General features: G+C 46.0%; 18 protein-coding genes and 1 tRNA gene. 13 read left to right on the top strand and 6 right to left on the bottom strand.

The features are described 5' to 3' along the window. The 6 genes from ACSHX2_RS14980 (at nucleotide 1) to ACSHX2_RS14955 (ending at nucleotide 4,101) form a co-directional block, all read left to right on the top strand. Nucleotides 1-76: transfer RNA gene (locus tag ACSHX2_RS14980), tRNA-Phe, on the top strand. Nucleotides 77-208: 132 nt separating this feature from the next. Then, nucleotides 209-1,153 (top strand): outer membrane protein assembly factor BamD, encoded by a 945-nt coding sequence (bamD, locus tag ACSHX2_RS14975; RefSeq protein ID WP_435693765.1) that lies wholly within the window; start codon nucleotides 209-211, stop codon nucleotides 1,151-1,153. A gap of 4 nt (nucleotides 1,154-1,157) precedes the next feature. Beyond that, the gene (gene lptE, locus ACSHX2_RS14970) at nucleotides 1,158-1,664 is read left to right on the top strand and encodes an LPS assembly lipoprotein LptE (RefSeq protein WP_435693764.1); all 507 of its coding nucleotides are present in this window, start codon (nucleotides 1,158-1,160) and stop codon (nucleotides 1,662-1,664) included. A gap of 2 nt (nucleotides 1,665-1,666) precedes the next feature. Next, nucleotides 1,667-2,332: a 16S rRNA (cytidine(1402)-2'-O)-methyltransferase gene (gene rsmI / locus ACSHX2_RS14965; RefSeq protein ID WP_435693763.1), complete on the top strand. Its 666-nt coding sequence runs from the start codon at nucleotides 1,667-1,669 to the stop codon at nucleotides 2,330-2,332. A gap of 71 nt (nucleotides 2,333-2,403) precedes the next feature. Next, nucleotides 2,404-3,276 (top strand): sugar phosphate isomerase/epimerase family protein, encoded by an 873-nt coding sequence (locus tag ACSHX2_RS14960; RefSeq protein WP_435693762.1) that lies wholly within the window; start codon nucleotides 2,404-2,406, stop codon nucleotides 3,274-3,276. 6 nt (nucleotides 3,277-3,282) lie between these two features. Then, nucleotides 3,283-4,101, top strand: coding sequence for an alpha/beta hydrolase (locus ACSHX2_RS14955; protein ID WP_435693761.1), 819 nt, complete (start codon nucleotides 3,283-3,285; stop codon nucleotides 4,099-4,101). Here ACSHX2_RS14955 and ACSHX2_RS14950 read toward each other — a convergent pair. Next, nucleotides 4,098-4,559, bottom strand: coding sequence for an RNA pyrophosphohydrolase (locus tag ACSHX2_RS14950; protein ID WP_435693760.1), 462 nt, complete (start codon nucleotides 4,557-4,559; stop codon nucleotides 4,098-4,100). The two genes, ACSHX2_RS14955 and ACSHX2_RS14950, sit on opposite strands and share 4 nt — an antisense overlap. A gap of 105 nt (nucleotides 4,560-4,664) precedes the next feature. Here ACSHX2_RS14950 and ACSHX2_RS14945 point away from each other — a divergent pair, with 105 nt between their 5' ends. Beyond that, on the top strand, nucleotides 4,665-5,183 hold the full coding sequence (locus tag ACSHX2_RS14945) for a hypothetical protein (RefSeq protein ID WP_435693759.1): 519 nt from the start codon (nucleotides 4,665-4,667) through the stop codon (nucleotides 5,181-5,183). 21 nt (nucleotides 5,184-5,204) lie between these two features. On the opposite strand, the gene dinB is transcribed toward ACSHX2_RS14945, so the two are convergent. Further along, nucleotides 5,205-6,260, bottom strand: a complete 1,056-nt coding sequence (gene dinB / locus ACSHX2_RS14940) for a DNA polymerase IV (protein WP_435693766.1) — start codon at nucleotides 6,258-6,260, stop codon at nucleotides 5,205-5,207. A gap of 44 nt (nucleotides 6,261-6,304) precedes the next feature. On the opposite strand from dinB, the gene ACSHX2_RS14935 reads away from it, so the two are divergent. The 5 genes from ACSHX2_RS14935 (at nucleotide 6,305) to ACSHX2_RS14915 (ending at nucleotide 10,731) form a co-directional block, all read left to right on the top strand. Beyond that, nucleotides 6,305-6,940, top strand: coding sequence for a peptidylprolyl isomerase (locus ACSHX2_RS14935; RefSeq protein ID WP_435693758.1), 636 nt, complete (start codon nucleotides 6,305-6,307; stop codon nucleotides 6,938-6,940). A gap of 145 nt (nucleotides 6,941-7,085) precedes the next feature. Further along, nucleotides 7,086-7,790, top strand: a complete 705-nt coding sequence (gene plsY, locus ACSHX2_RS14930; protein ID WP_435693757.1) for a glycerol-3-phosphate 1-O-acyltransferase PlsY — start codon at nucleotides 7,086-7,088, stop codon at nucleotides 7,788-7,790. 2 nt (nucleotides 7,791-7,792) lie between these two features. Next, nucleotides 7,793-8,803 (top strand): NAD(P)H-dependent glycerol-3-phosphate dehydrogenase, encoded by a 1,011-nt coding sequence (locus ACSHX2_RS14925; RefSeq protein WP_435693756.1) that lies wholly within the window; start codon nucleotides 7,793-7,795, stop codon nucleotides 8,801-8,803. A gap of 73 nt (nucleotides 8,804-8,876) precedes the next feature. Then, nucleotides 8,877-9,878, top strand: coding sequence for a beta-ketoacyl-ACP synthase III (locus ACSHX2_RS14920; RefSeq protein ID WP_435693755.1), 1,002 nt, complete (start codon nucleotides 8,877-8,879; stop codon nucleotides 9,876-9,878). A 61-nt stretch (nucleotides 9,879-9,939) separates the two neighbouring features. Further along, nucleotides 9,940-10,731: a hypothetical protein gene (locus ACSHX2_RS14915; protein ID WP_435693754.1), complete on the top strand. Its 792-nt coding sequence runs from the start codon at nucleotides 9,940-9,942 to the stop codon at nucleotides 10,729-10,731. Here ACSHX2_RS14915 and ACSHX2_RS14910 read toward each other — a convergent pair. From ACSHX2_RS14910 to ACSHX2_RS14895, 4 genes are all read right to left on the bottom strand, one after another. Continuing rightward, nucleotides 10,728-12,077, bottom strand: a complete 1,350-nt coding sequence (locus ACSHX2_RS14910) for a MipA/OmpV family protein (RefSeq protein ID WP_435693753.1) — start codon at nucleotides 12,075-12,077, stop codon at nucleotides 10,728-10,730. The two genes, ACSHX2_RS14915 and ACSHX2_RS14910, sit on opposite strands and share 4 nt — an antisense overlap. A gap of 74 nt (nucleotides 12,078-12,151) precedes the next feature. Then, nucleotides 12,152-13,417, bottom strand: a complete 1,266-nt coding sequence (locus tag ACSHX2_RS14905) for a valine--pyruvate transaminase (RefSeq protein WP_435693752.1) — start codon at nucleotides 13,415-13,417, stop codon at nucleotides 12,152-12,154. Between the two features lie 118 nt (nucleotides 13,418-13,535). Further along, nucleotides 13,536-13,685 (bottom strand): hypothetical protein, encoded by a 150-nt coding sequence (locus tag ACSHX2_RS14900; RefSeq protein ID WP_435693751.1) that lies wholly within the window; start codon nucleotides 13,683-13,685, stop codon nucleotides 13,536-13,538. A 458-nt stretch (nucleotides 13,686-14,143) separates the two neighbouring features. Beyond that, entirely contained in the window at nucleotides 14,144-14,479 is a 336-nt protein-coding gene (locus tag ACSHX2_RS14895) for a hypothetical protein (RefSeq protein WP_435693750.1), read from the bottom strand. Nucleotides 14,480-14,548: 69 nt separating this feature from the next. On the opposite strand from ACSHX2_RS14895, the gene ACSHX2_RS14890 reads away from it, so the two are divergent. After that, nucleotides 14,549-15,622, top strand: a complete 1,074-nt coding sequence (locus tag ACSHX2_RS14890) for a mannose-1-phosphate guanylyltransferase (RefSeq protein ID WP_435693749.1) — start codon at nucleotides 14,549-14,551, stop codon at nucleotides 15,620-15,622. The last annotated feature ends 127 nt before the right edge of the window (nucleotides 15,623-15,749 follow it).

Genomic DNA, 15,749 nt, shown 5'->3' with positions numbered 1-15,749 from the left:
GGCCCATTAGCTCAGTTGGTAGAGCAACGGATTGAAAATCCGTGTGTCCTTGGTTCGAATCCGAGATGGGCCACCACTCACCCGATACCTCATATTGCAGATATCGGGTTAATTGTTTTCAGGACTAGCTATTTTCCATTTCTAGCAACAAAGGCTATAACGGAAAATTCATGGTTGGCAATTCACGCTAAAGCGTTAGTTTACCGCCATGCACAAAGCAGCAGTTTCCTTTGCATCCATCGCACTCATTTCTGGAGGTATTATTTCATGTGGCAGCAATGCCGATAAAGTCCAACTTGCCACAGGCACCGTTGCGGCCAAAAGCGCCTCTGAAACAGCAGCAGAATATTCTAAAGCTCGTGCACTTGAAGCTGAAGGTCGTACAAAAAAGGCAGCCAAACTCTACGGGAAAATTGCATCAGAGCACCCTATGTGCGAAGAAGCTCCAGATTCTAGATTGCGTGAAGCCCAGATATACTACAATTCCGGTGAACTAATTGATTCATTTGAGATGTACCAGCTCTTCATCGAGAAGTTCGCGAACAACTCAAAGTACTCCGAAGCAATCAATCGCCAAGCTGAAGTTGCTAACGCAGCTTCTACGGGCCAGATTCAAAATAGTTTTCTTGGACTAAAGTCTAAAATCCCACGATCAAAAGTGGAAACTATGTTCAACCAAGTGCGCGACAATGCTCCGTTTGGGAAAACGGCTCCTGTAGCTCAATTCCGCCTCGCTGAGATGTGGCAAAACGATAATAATTACAATAAGGCCATCAAAGCGTACGAAGACCTCTATGTGAAATACCCTAGAACTAGCCTAGCTCCCGAGGCCATGTACAGAGTCGGCGAGCTACTCCTAAAGCAATCACAAGACGGTAACCGCAACCGAGGAAACCTCGATACCGCCGAAACAACCTTCACTGATCTTACCCTTCTGTATCCCAACTCAAAGCAAGCAACAAAAGCGAAACAGCAACTCAAACAAATTGCTCAATCAGACATTCGTCGTAGCTTTGACATTGCAGAATTCTATGAACAGAAAAAGCAATACAAAGCCGCTCTATTCTATTACAACGAAGTAATCGTGAAAACAAAGCCTAACTCTGAGATCCACTCGCTCGCTAAACAGAGGATTGCTGCTCTAGAACAATAATTAGATGACGTTTCATATTCTACTTCTCTCGGCTCTAGCTTTTCTATTCAGCTCGTGTGCTGGTTATCAGGTCGGTAATGTAAAACCTGCTAAATTAAAAGATATCCAGAGCATCACCGTTCCTCTCTTCAGCAATAAAACGCAAGAGCAGCGCCTTGCCCCCATAGTCACCAATAGTGTTGTCGACGAAATTACTAGAGACGGTTCCTTTTCCATCTCCACAGCTTCTCTAGCAGATGCCTCACTCCGTGGAACAATCGAGACTATAGAGTATTCTGAAAAACGCTCTAATCGCTACGACACCTTGCGTGCCTCAGAAATGTACATGGAAATTATTATACGCTGGGAGCTCGTAGATCCTCAAAACAAAGTTCTGATGTCGGGTACTGAAGAAGGTATATCCTATTTCACCGTTGGAACTAACCAGCAGACAGCGCGTAATAATACATTCCCGGATGCATCTAAAAATGCGGCAGAAAAAATCGTGCAGCGTATTTCTAGCGGATTTTAATTATGATTTCATTCGTACCTACCCCAATTGGCAACCGTGGTGATATCACCCTGCGAGCCATCGAGGTTCTGCAAGAAGCAGACCTCATCACCTGTGAAGACACCCGTCACTCCCGCCCTTTACTAGAGCACTTAGGAGTATCAAAGCCAGTGATGGCTCTTCACGAGCACAATGAAGCGAGAAAGACACCCGAACTCGTAGAGAAAGCTCAACAGGGTCTCAACATAGCGGTCATCACAGATGCTGGCATGCCAGCCATCTCTGACCCTGGTTACAGACTCATGCAGGCCTGTATCCAAAATGAATTAGAATACACCGTTCTACCGGGGCCATCTGCTGTGCTAACCGCGCTCGTTGGATCCGGGTTTCCTATTCATGCTTTTTATTTTGGTGGATTCCTATCAGTAAAAAAGGGTAAGCGTACCAAAGCTCTTCTCGCCGCAGCAGAATCCGAGCACACTTCCATTTTCTTCGAGTCCCCTCACCGTCTACTCTCCACCCTCGAGATCCTCAACAACGAGCTTCCTGAACAAAGGGTCTGCGTGGCTCGTGAACTGACCAAAAAATTCGAAACCTACCACCGCGGTACTTCAAGTGAACTTTTCGAATATTTTACCATCCACAAAGCTAAGGGTGAAATCGTCATGCTTCTTGCGCCAAACCCATAAGCTGTTAGCTTCTCTGAATGCTCAGCTTTTCGACATGTTGGAATAACTCCAGACACCAATGCGGTGAAGAAATGATCGACGAAATTGTCGAGCTTGGTTTCTCTAACATTGAGCTAAGTCACGGCATGATGATCACAAAGCTGCCTGGCATTCTAGACGCTTATCAAAAAGGAAAATTTAACTGTGTCGGTGTGCACAACTACTTTCCCTCTCCCGTGGAAGTAATGATCGATGCGCCAGACGTATACGAATACACTTCACACCGCCCCTACGATAGGAAGCGCGCACTTGACCTCACCTATAAATCACTCGAAATGGCCAACCGTTTTGAAGCTGATTATATGGTGCTCCATATGGGCTCTGTCCCCATGAAACCGAAGCGCTGGACCAACAAGCTGACCCAATGGGTCAAGGATGAGAAAGACGAAGAAAAACGCTACACTCGCGTTAAAGAACGCTTCATCAAAAAACGCGCTAAAATAGGGAAAGTCTACTACGAACGAGCTATCGAAGCTCTCGAGGAAATCGCTGAAAAAGCCGCAGAAGCTGGGGTGAAGCTCGCGATAGAATCTCGCAGCCGCTACGAAGACATGCCCACTGAAACTGAAATGATCGCACTACAAGAGCATTTCAAAGATAATCCTTGGGTTGGCTACTGGCATGATTTTGGACATGTTCAGCTCAAACACAACATCCACTTGTTAGAACACAAAGAGTGGCTGGAGAAAATGGAACCCTACTTGCTAGGCGGTCATATCCACGATGTATATCACCCAGAGCGAGACCACCGTGTTCCACTCACCGGCGAAATAGACTTCCCTGAACTTCTCAAATTCTTTAAACCAGAAATGCCGCACACTTGGGAACTTAGCCCGACGAGAAAGCCAGAACAAATCAGGGAGATGCTCGTGAAATGGAAGCAACTCTTCCCTGAAACTCTCTAACTAGAGATGGCTAATTGGAAAAAACTCGTCTTCGGTGAACTCAGCTGGAAACGACTCGGTAAATCCATCGTTTCTATTTACCTAATCTTACTGGTCGTGGCTGTTGCATTTGGCGACTATCTCATCTTTGCACCACCCGAGCCAAGCTACACAGCAAACTCTCCTGATATTTCTACAATCTCATCCGATGACGGATCAGAACTAGCTGTCTTATATTTACCAGCAGGAAAAGAAATGCCTACTCTTCTTTGGTCGCATGGTAATGCAGAAGATCTTGGCTTCGCTCGGCCATTGTTAGAACTATTCCACGCCAAAGGCTTTGGTGTTTTAGCCTACGACTACCCTGGATATGGGATCAGCACTGGAGAGACGTCAGAAATCTCGGTGTATGCTGCTATAAACTCGGTCTATGCCTACGGACTTAGAGATCTAAATTTGCCCCCGCATAAGATAATTGCTGTAGGTCAGTCAGTTGGCTCTGGACCAGCTTGTTATCTAGCAGAAAATAAAGACCTCGCAGCATTAGTTCTCATCACACCTCTCACCAGTGTTTATCGCGTCCCTTTTCACTACCCCATATTTCCCCGTGATCGCTTCCCTAACATCAAACGAATTCCTAAAATAAGCGAGCCACTCATGATCATACATGGTGACCAAGACACCATCATCCCACAGTCACATGGCTCAGAACTAGCTTCCGCTCACAAAGGAATCAACGTTTTCCACGGCCTTAAAGGTAGAGGTCACAATAATATAGCAGGTGATACTCACCAAGAAGTCGACGAATACGTCGAACTCTTCAAAATCTTCTCTGAAGGCCTTTAAGCTGACGCTATATCGAGGGAAAAGAAGTCTCGCATGACTTGACGATAAACTTCTAACTTGAAGGCTGGTAGCCATTCCTCATCAAACTCTTCGGGACGAACCCAATCAAAGTCGCTGAATTCGGGGTTTTTGTGACCTATTTCAATTTCTGGCGCATCCTGATGGATCTCACAAAGAAAGTAGGTCTGCTTCTGACCATCATACTTCTTTTTTGCACTCACAGCAGGAGGATACAGATAGCGATACTCGCCCTTCTGATCGACTACGTCATAGTGCTTGGACTTGAGACCGACCTCCTCATGGACTTCACGGTGTAATGCCTCGATTAAGCTTTCCCCCTTGTCAACCCCACCTTGTGGAAATTGCCAAGCCCTAGCATTGTTCTTACGCTCACAGATAAGAATCTCTCCAGCTGCATTGCGAATAATAGCTGCTACGTTTGGACGGTATTTTGGCATCGAATTACTCTGTTAAAAATGATCCCCACTTGTAAACGATGATTTTCAGGGAATAGTGTAACCTTTATTGCCTCAGCTCTAAGTACTCTATACACCACTTCCATTATGAAAAAATCCATCGTCCTTTATGGCTGTATCACAGCTGTCATTCTTACACCATTGTTAGTAGCCCAAGACAACAACGAAAATGAGAATGTCACTGACAGTTCTTCAACACCTCGATTCTGGGAAGCTAGCCTTCCAGGCGGATCATACTTGGTCGCCCTCTCTCGAATCTCCTCTATCAGTATGCATACCTATACAGTCAAAGGTGCAGTCGTTCATGAAGTAGATGTTGAAACCATGGGTGCCGCACTTACTCGGTTTTACGCCATTGAGGCTCTCGGAGAAGGTGGAACAAGCACAGTGGAAAATGTAGCTAATCGCGCACGGGAAATCGTAGGCCAAGTTGGAGACAAAACAGGCATCGATGCCGACACTACTGTCCACAAGGAATACCCAATCACAACCCACTCTAAGACAATCGAGTTTCGTGTGGTTGACAAAGCGGACCTCAATGAAATCTATAAATCTTTGAGTAAATCATGGCAGGACAACCGTGGTCGCAAAATTACGATCAAATAAGCCCCTCATCGAACAAAGCTGCTAGAACATTTCTAACTGCTTTTCATCCTCTTCCTCAGCAAGTCGTACCCCCAGACCTAATAACCGTACCGCCTTTCCTGCGCCACGTTCGAAGCCCTCGTAGAGAAGCGACTCAGCCAACACTGAGTCAATTTCGTGAGTCGCTCTTTCAATAGTCGTTCGAGTGAAGTCGGCAAACTTCAGCTTCACTACTAAGCTTTTAATCTCACGATCAGAATACTGTCCTCCATAGGCCTCCTTCACTTCCTCCAGTAATCGGCGCAAGGAAGGAACTAAGGCAAGGACATCTCGCAGGTCTTCTGAAAAAGTAGTCTCTTTAGAAATTGATTTACGCACCCTATGCACCTTTACCTCTCGAGGGTCTAAGCCTCTGCATAAGTCATAAAGCTCAATCCCCCATCGACCATAGCGTCTGCTCATAGCTATTTTATCGAGCTTCTGCATTTCACCACATAGAGTGATTCCATGCTGACGTAACTTTTCCTGCATTTTTTTGCCTACTCCCCAGAGTTTGGAGACAGGAAGTTCATGCATGAATGCGTCGACCTGCTCAGCCGCCACCGCGTATTGCCCATTTGGTTTATCCATATCACTCGCCACCTTCGCGATGAGCATATTAGGTGCAATGCCAGCTGATGCAGTCAGCTTTGTTTCTTCTAAAATCTGGGAGCGAATTTCACGTGCTATGGATTCGGAATCTGACCGCCAGTGCGAGACATCAAGATAGGCTTCATCTAGAGAAAGTGGCTCGATCTTCTCAGTAAACCTTCCAAAGATAGCTCGGATTTGAGCTGCAACAGATCGATACACCTCAAACCTAACAGGAACTAAAATCAAATGAGGACAAAGTTCGAGCGCTTTAAAGCCAGGCATTGCAGAGCGTACTCCAAACCTCCGCGCTTCATAGCTTGCGGTACAGAGTACACCTCTGCGGCCGCTCCCGCCCACGCCAATCGCCTTTCCTCGTAACTCTGGATTATCACGCTGCTCTATAGCGGCATAGAAACTATCCATGTCGATGTGTATGATTTTACGATTTACCCCTTCTTCTTGCATCGCGTGCTTGCAGCAAAGCGCAGGCTGGGCTATTTGTCCACTCGATGAAAAAAATTGCACTCTTACTTCTAGCAACAGCAGCCACGCTTTTCACTGCTTGTGCCCAACAGAAAGCCGAAGCTCCGGAAAAGGATATCCGTATCATTATGAAAACTGACAAAGGTGATATCGAAGCGACCATCTTTGCTTCCAAAACTCCAGTCACCGCAGCTAACTTTCTCAACCTAGCCAAGCGCGGTTATTACAATGGTATTAAATTCCACCGTGTGATTCCAAACTTCATGGTACAAGGCGGTGACCCAACTGAAACTGGCCGCGGAGGCCCAGGCTACAAATTCGAAGATGAATTTGTCAGCGGTCTCAAGCACGACAAGCCTGGAATGTTTTCCATGGCAAACTCAGGCCCAGGAACCAATGGTTCCCAGTTTTTCATCACCCACGTCGCTACTCCACACCTTGACCGCCGTCACACAGTGTTTGGTGAAGTGACTAAAGGACAAGACGTCGTCAACAGTGTCACAGGTAAGCTTTCAGGACCTGGCTGGAAGACCGATGGAGTGGGCAGCAAAATCATTTCCATTGAAATTCTAGACTCCACAGACGAACTATTCAAAGCACAAGCCGACAGAATCGAAGGCTGGAACAGCATGCTCGATGAGCGCTTTCCAGTGAAAAAATAATTCTTCCAAAGTCATTTTGGGTACCTCATGCGCATCAGTGCATGAGGTATTTTTTTGCTCACCATCCTAAGCTGGACCGGTCCATTGAAAATGCCTCAGAATTTCGCATGACATTTGCTAAAGCTTTCCTAGACTCGCACGTGTAATGCCACTTTGGATTCCACCTATCATCGCTTTTCTTCTCGGCTCTATTCCATTCGGGCTACTCATTGCTAAATCTAAGGGTATTAATATCCGAAAACATGGCTCAGGCAATATCGGCGCAACCAATGTGCTACGTGTCGTTGGGAAAAAATTTGGCATCACTTGCTTCGTCTTAGATTTCATCAAAGGGCTTATCCCCAGTGTCATCGGTCTCTCTCTCATTCAGTACCTAGGCCAAAGCCAAACAATGACCATTGGCGCGCTCACCGACATGGCAAATATTTTACCTGAAACTGAGCGAACCACAGTACAAGTCCTACAGCTAGTCACCGGTCTCTGCGCCATCCTCGGCCATAATTACTCGCCATGGGTCGGCTTTAAAGGAGGTAAAGGCATCGCCACTTCCGCGGGAGTCTTCTGTGCCTTTGCCCCATTTGCTATCCCGTTACTCATCATTGTCTGGTGTGCCTTCTTCTTCACTACTCGCTACGTTTCTGTAGCGAGCATTGCAGCTTCTGCAGCTCTCCCCATCTCTATCATCTGGGGTTCTTGGTATCACGGGAAAATAGCAAATGGTACATGGAACAAACCTCTCTTTTTCTTCTCAGTCTTTATCGGAGCAATGGCTATCTGGAAACACAGATCTAATATTCAGAAGCTCATCAACGGCACAGAAAACCGCTTCACTCCAAAAAAGAAATCCTAATTATGCAGTTTGAAAAATCACAAAACGCCGTTGTTCTCGGAGCAGGCTCGTGGGGTACAGCTCTAGCCATGGTGCTGGCTGAACATTTCAACAAGGTCACCCTCATCGGCCGTAGTAAAGACCAATGCGCCGAAATAAACGGACTTCACACCAACGCGAACTACCTTCCGCTTGTCGAGCTTCCAGCTAATATAGTCTGCTCCGTCGACTATTCTGACGCTCTTGGCGCAAGCCTCATACTCTTTGTCCTGCCCACCTCTGCGACACGAGAAGCGGCTAAGGAACTTTCCGAGACAGGTATATCTAACTCTATCCCCATCGTTTCCTGCTCTAAAGGGATAGAACGTGGCTCAGGGTGTCGGATGAGCGAGATCATTCGAGAGTTGTTACCAGACAACCCCATTGCTGTTCACTCTGGCCCAACCCATGCAGAAGAAGTCTCAGCCCACCTCGCGTCCTGTGCGGTCGTTGGCTCAACAGACCTCCAGTTAGTTTCAGCACTACAGCAAGTCTTCACTACATCCTATTTCCGCACCTACACAAGTGATGATGTCGCTGGTATCGAACTCGGTGGCGCACTTAAAAATGTATTTGCGATCGCTGCGGGTATTATTTCAGGCATTGGCCTCGGAGATAATGCCATTGCAGCGATGGTCACACGTGGCCTTGCTGAAATGACTCGCCTAGGTATCGCTCTTGGTGGACGCCAAGAAACCTTCACTGGCCTCTCTGGAGTTGGAGACCTCATGGTCACGTGCTATTCCCCACACTCCCGTAATAATCGTGTGGGTAAAGCTTTAGGGAGCGGCGAAACGCTTGAAGAAGTTACCACTCGCTTAGGTATGGTCGCAGAAGGAGTCCCAAACACTCAATCTATTTATGAGGCCGCCAGAAAGCACGGCATAGACACCCCTATCATTGATGCAGTCTATCAAGTACTCTATCAGGGTAAACCTGCCCAAGAAGCTATCGAAGAGCTTCTTACTCGCGATTTAAAACCAGAGGTCTGTTAAACACCTCCTATTAACTACATTTCAATAGATAGTCAGTTGACCCGACCGAATATCACGTCTATCACCAATAGCGATGAGCGAAATTGCATCTGTATACCCTGTAATGATTGCCGGCACTGGCAGCTATCTCCCTGAAAAGGTGATGACCAATGCCGATCTCGAAAAATTTGTCGATACTACAGACGAATGGATCACTAGCCGCACAGGAATCAAAGAGCGTCGTATAGCGGCAGACGATGAGTTTACTTCCCACCTTGCGACTAAGGCGGCAAAAAAGGCTCTTGAGCAAGCAGGAATGGAAGCCTCCGACCTCCAGCTCATTATCGTAGCAACTATTTCTCCCGACACCATCACTCCAGCTACAGCCTGCTATGTGCAACACAACTTAGGCGCAACTGAGGCGATCGCTTACGACATCTCAGCTGCCTGTTCAGGTTTCCTTTACGCAATGAAGATTGCGAAACGTATGATTTCCGACGGAGCTTATGAGAATGCCCTGATTATTGGCGCTGAAAAACTCTCTTCTTTCGTGAACTGGGAAGACCGTAACACCTGCGTACTCTTTGGAGACGGAGCTGGAGCAGCTGTACTTCGCCGCTCAGAAGAAGGAGAAGGTCGTATACTCGCCACAGAAATGGGTACCGATGGTGCTCAAACCGGCATTCTTAACATCCCAGGCGGTGGTTCAGCATGCCCTACCACCTCTGCAAATGTAAACGACAAGCTCGCTTCTCTCCAAATGTCTGGTCGCGAGGTATTCAAACTAGCGGTCAACGCTATGAAGAAAGCTTCGGAAAAAGTAATCGAGCGAGCAGGTCTCGCTCCTGATGACATAAAGCTAGTGATCCCTCACCAAGCTAATCTACGCATCATCGATGCTATTGCAGATCGCCTAGCTGTACCGAACGAAAAAGTCTTCGTAAATCTCGACAAATACGGCAACACCTCTGCGGCAGCAGTTGCAATAGCTCTCGATGAAGCTCACCGAACAGGTCGCTTCGAGCGCGGAGATAAAATTGTACTCGTCGTCTTCGGTGCTGGCCTCACATGGGCCGCCTCTGCGATTGAGTGGTAATTCCTCTATTGCTATCATTTTCTAATCTCAGCATAGTTGCTCTATGCTGAGATTTTTTATTATGTACCACATGTGCGCAAGCTGCTGCTTTGCAGATATGGTCCATGTCCCCAATCGTTCAGCTGAAGCAATTGACCAGCTGCCGATTCACGAAAATGCATGTGGCCCTGTTAGCTGGATCAACGCCTATAGATTTAGTTCAAAAAACTGGAGAGCAACCACCTGCCGGATTACTGGATCAGACCAGCAACAATTCGATTACCTCACCAAGAAATACGCCTTCCAATTCTCAAAACACGCCTACTTGAAAAGGCGTTGGGATACCAAACACGGTATCCAACCACTCGACTTACTAGACGCATGCAACGACTTCCACAAAGTAAGCAAACTCCCCCCCCTCAAGCTAAACAGCCTCTTTCTCCAACCAAACGAAAACTACCAGCAGCTGTTGATTCGTTCGCAGGCTGAAATGCTAGCTTCACTAACAAATGGCTTCCCCCCAATACTCTACCTTTCTCGCTTTGAAAAACGCCTATCACCAAATGGTGGCCACCGCTGGACTATTCAGTCCAGCCACTATGTCACTCTCTATTCTATTGATGATTCAGAAGTAAAAGATGAACTCATTTTTGAATACATCGACCCTATTGGAGGTCGTATCTGTAAAGGATCTCTAACTCTTCCTGATAAAGATTTTTATGCCATCGATGTGTCGCGACTCACAGGTAAAGGCTATCTAAAAAAACCGAGCCTCGTCGCGAAATGCCCCGAGACTCAGATTGGCATACCTAACAATAATAGTGAATTAGTGTTAGGTATGATGATTGTGGCGACTGTAGCGCCCAAACTCTAAAAGTTACCGTGCCATTGGAGATAGACAGTACCAAAGTTGGTACCTCCAGAAACATCGCCAAATGCTGATGATGAACCATATATTCCTGAGCGGTGATGAATGGCTGCACCTAGATAGAGATCTTCAAGAGCATTAGAGTTGAACACATCTCCCATATTTAGATCTAAACTTAAGTCGAGATAGTTCAAAAGCTTACTCTCACTTACCTCCTTCTCAGCTAAATCATTCCTCTCATAATATGTTAGCGAATCAGCATAGGAAATACCTTCAGCTATTCCGAGACGCAAACGCCAAGGAAGAGGGAACGTATAGTACGCTTTCACTGCTAATATAAATTCTAAGGATGTATCCTGCACATCTGATGAATAGTGGTATACCATACCTGGTGTTAGATACACATCCCAAGGTGAACCAAACAAAGTGTCAGAAAGTGGGTGACCATAGAAGATGGAAGTCATATTCACATCTGCTTCATCATCCGTTTTAAATTCTCCCAAAAGAATATTTTGGAAATCAGAAGATGTCCCAAAACCTTGAGAAATTCTCCAATACGACTTGGCTTTTAAAGTCGATTTACTCTCAGAGTGATTATCCGAAAAGAGGCCCAGCCCCAAGTAAAAGTCGTATTCAAAACTATCATCCAGCACTGGTGAGTTCTGCGCATCACTGCCAATCCATCCGCCTTCTACGCGACCTTCGACGTGGAGATTTTTATAGAGTTGTCTACGCGCTTTAAACTTAGCTCTAGCTTCCACCCCTGCATTCAGGTCATAGCGCCCTACTCCATAATAGTGGCGGTTAAATTTTGAGCTCGTAAAAAGAACTTCAGCTTCTGGGAAGAAACGCCATTTTTCTCTTCTGAAATCGCCAGCCCATCGAGTTGCAGCCTGAAAGCGTCCATCAGAGTCACTTAGTAGCTCTAACTGAAGTTGTGTTTCTTGAGTTAATTTCCAATAAGCCTGTAGCCCCATGTCAGCACCACCACCACTTACTAAGTCATCGTACTCCTCTGGTATATCGTAAAAACGGTATCTCGCTATTGCATTAAAACCATATTGATCATTCTCCCATAGTTTCAAACCACCGTAATCACCACGTAGGAAAAACCGATCTCCTTCATAATAGAAAAGCGGGAAAATATCTGAAATACCATTGTCTTCTGCATCGAATGGTGTGCTGCCATAACGCATTGCCATAGCCACTCCCCATTCTGGTAACAGGTCGTCACTTATCTCGATTACTTCTTTAGAGCTATCGCCAGCTACAGCTGGCAAAGGTGAAGGCTCCCCAGCTTGTAGTGCCTGGATACTGAAAGATATTAAAAAGGGAAAAAGGGCTAGTTTCACGAGCGAAGACCTAAGTGCTTATGCACCTATTAGTCAACGGTCATTTGATGACGAATCCCCAACAAATGAATATTTTATTTTCCGTAGATTTTTTTTACTTCCTCAGCAATGATACGAATTCCTTCTTTCACAACAGTCTCTTCCATTGTGAATGTCATACGAATACACTGATCTCTATGTTTCCATTCAGTGTCACCGAGACCAAAAAAGAAATAGCTTCCTGAAACAATCAGAACTCCTCGCTCCTTTAAGCGTTCATAAAGCACCTTCGAAGAAACTGGCATATCTTCGAACCATATCCACAAGAACAAAGCTCCTTCAGATAGATGAATACGGTACGGCAGAGAGTCATCGAAAAACTCACTCACCCACTGTTGAGCCTTGTCAGACTTTTCTAAGTAAAACGGCTTCACCACCTCATTACTCAATGTGAGCACTTCACCACTTCTAATCAACGGCTCCATGATATACTGACCCGAGCTACTATTGGCTAACCCAACAATGGCACTCATCGAAGCAACTGCTTCCGCGATTCGTACTGGTGCCACTACTATGCCAGTACGCGTGCCCGGAAGGCCAATCTTCGATAGGCTCATTGTGAGTATCGTATTCTCATTCCATAATGGATTTGCATCTGCAAAAAAAATGTTAGGGAATGGTGCCCCATACGCATTATCAATAATTAAAGGGATGTTATGCTGCGATGCGAGCGCAGACAACTTATCCATTTCAGCATCAGTAAGTACATTGCCAGACGGGTTCGTCGGACGAGAAACACAAATCGCTGCGATATCATCATCAATCTGTAAGCTCTCAAAATCCACACGATACTTGAACTGGTGCTCACCGATTTTTTCAATCTTTGGCTTCACAGCTTTGAAAAAATCATCTCCAACAGACTGATTTGCATAGCCTATATATTCGGGCACGAGTGGCAGTAATATCTTTTTTCTGCGACCATCCTTAGTACGGCCAGCCAGAGCATTAAATAAGAAGAAAAAGGCCGTCTGACCTCCTGCTGTAATCGCTATATTTTTCTCAGTTACGTCCCACCCCAACTTTTCAGAGAACAACTGCGCTAAAGCTTTGATGAATTTAGGATTTCCCTTTGGCGGATCATAATTTCCTACCATCGCCTCCATCTCCCCCGGAGTCTCCATGATTTCCTCCATTCGGCGGCGCCATATGGCGTTCATTTCAGGAATACTACCAGGCTGCCCACCACCTAGCATTTTGATATCATCCCCACCACTGGAGAGGGCATTGCCTAGGTCATGCATCAACTCTTCGATGCCACTCCCATCGCAAAGTTTACTGCCAAATATAGAAAAATCAGTCATAGAGGTCAATGCGAGAGCCACACTCGCTCCAGTCGATATACGGCTGGAGACACTTTTAGCCAGAAGAAAGTGAGTATGTCCTAATAGCGAGCATAGAGCTCTGTCTAAGCCATCAATACTATTCTAAGCCTTCTTCATCTACCGCAACCTCAACTTCCTCATCTACAACTGTAACTTGTTCATCTGTAGCCTCATCCACCACTACATCTGTTACCACCGTAATAGAATCTGATTCTTCAAGATCCGGCTCATCAACAGCTGCTTCCAAAGGTGGCTTGGAGTCGATAATGCCTTATGGAACCAGCAACATAGCCAAAGACTCCACTATGATATACCTAGAGATATTTTCCTTCCGTACCAAGAATTTATAGGACTGTACCAGATTCTGTGAGCTTTGAGTGGGTTGCACTAGGCTTCGGATAGTTCACAAATAAAGGTGTGTTCGTCGCGGCCACTTCAACCGTGTCACCAGCAATAAAGCCAGACTCCATTGGTTGCGCACTAGTGGAAAGCTCGTACTGGCCCTCCTACAGATATTCTGTCCAATGGGTTCACTTCAGTGAACTCGCCTAAATGCACACCTGAGTCACTCACTGTGCTCCTACAATTACTCAACAATACTACAAACGGTATTAACCCTCATCTCGGACTCACCTCTCGACTCCATAAAAAAAGCGCCGAAGTAAATCAAACCACGACGCCTAAATAGTTGAGATGAGAAATGGATTAAATTCCGATTTCTTCGCTGTAAATATCTACATCTGCTGCAGGCAGTCCACCATCGCGGATACTCTCTAAAGTTCTTAGATTACCTCGGCGGGTATTAGGTCCTGCGACTTTGCGTTTAACAACGTCCGCTACAGTAGGAGCAACTGCTGCGAGCCCCAAACAGAAAAGTGATGCAGCTACAGGACGGCGTGCACCGCGATGCATCATGTCTCCCAAGAAAATCCCAGCTGCGGCACCAATCAGTGCTGGAGCTGCGGCACAAGATTTGTCTGACCACTTTTTAGAAGTTTCACAATGTCCGTAATCCATGCGTTGACCATAACCCAGTTTCATTGAAAAAAAAAAGCTCAAAGAACATGATTAGTACTTTTATTGATTTGAGCTCTGAATACCTTCCTCTACATGCCCCAGACATATGCATTGATTCTAGCAGGAGGAAGCGGAACACGCTTCTGGCCACTTTCCAGAGACAAGAAACCTAAACAACTTCTCAACCTACTAGGAGACACGACCTTACTGAATCAAACGATTTCCCGTCTAGAAGGCCTTATACCCAAAGAAAACATTCTCATTCTTACAAATGAGTTACAAATCGATGAAGTTCGCCAAGTTGCAAATGAGCTTCCAGCTGAAAACATTTTTGCAGAACCTGCTAAACGTGACACAGCACCAGCGGTAGCTTTAGGGGTGGGGATAGTTGCCGCGCGAGACCCAGAGGCTACAATGGTGGTTCTCCCAGCAGACCAGCTAATTAATGATGTTGAAAGTTTTCATAGTGTGCTCCGTGATGCCATCACTACAGCCCAACAGACTGAATCTTTAGTCACTGTGGGAATCAAACCAACATGGGCATGCCCTTCCTATGGTTATGTCGAACGTGGTGGCCCAAGCCCTTTGGCCCCAGCAGGGATCAAAAATATTCCGCATGAGGTCACTCGTTTCCGTGAAAAACCAGCAACTGAACTTGCTGAAAGGTTTATTAAGCAAGGCAACTTCGCTTGGAATGCTGGTATGTTTATCTGGTCAGTGCCTACGGTCACAAAAGAACTTACCCTCCATGCTCCAGACCTCGGGAAATTTATCGAAGAGCTCAAAACTAGTGAAAACTTAGCCCAGACGGTTTCTGAGAAGTTTAGAACTCTCACTCCTATATCTATCGACTATGCTCTCATGGAGAAAGCTGCACACGTCCTTAATATTGAAGCTTCATTCGATTGGGATGACGTTGGGTCTTGGATCTCTGTTGCTAAATACTTAGAGGACGCGCCGAATAAGAACAAAACTAACAGCCCGTTAGAAGAAGTAGATAGTTCTAACAACATCGTGTTTACAGAGTCAAAAAACACTCAAGTTGCATTATTAGGAGTCGATGATCTCATCGTAGTGCAAACTGGAGATTCCATCCTTATTGCCAACCGTCACCAAGCTGACGATATTAAAGCCCTCGTAAAAAAACTGCCGATGGAGTTCAAGTAATAGCACTCTGCGATTCAAAAGAGACTAATGCTGGAGTGATTTCCTGGTCTATCAAGGCGTGACGAAGGAGCGGTGCGAGCACCGTGACTGAGGAATAACGCAGATTCAACAGGATAGCGCCCAGCCT

The organism is Rubritalea sp., assembly GCF_051252225.1.
Taxonomy (GTDB): domain Bacteria; phylum Verrucomicrobiota; class Verrucomicrobiia; order Verrucomicrobiales; family Akkermansiaceae; genus Rubritalea.
The sequence above is the reverse complement of the archived record's forward strand: the minus strand, read 5'-3'. Positions and strand labels throughout refer to the sequence as shown.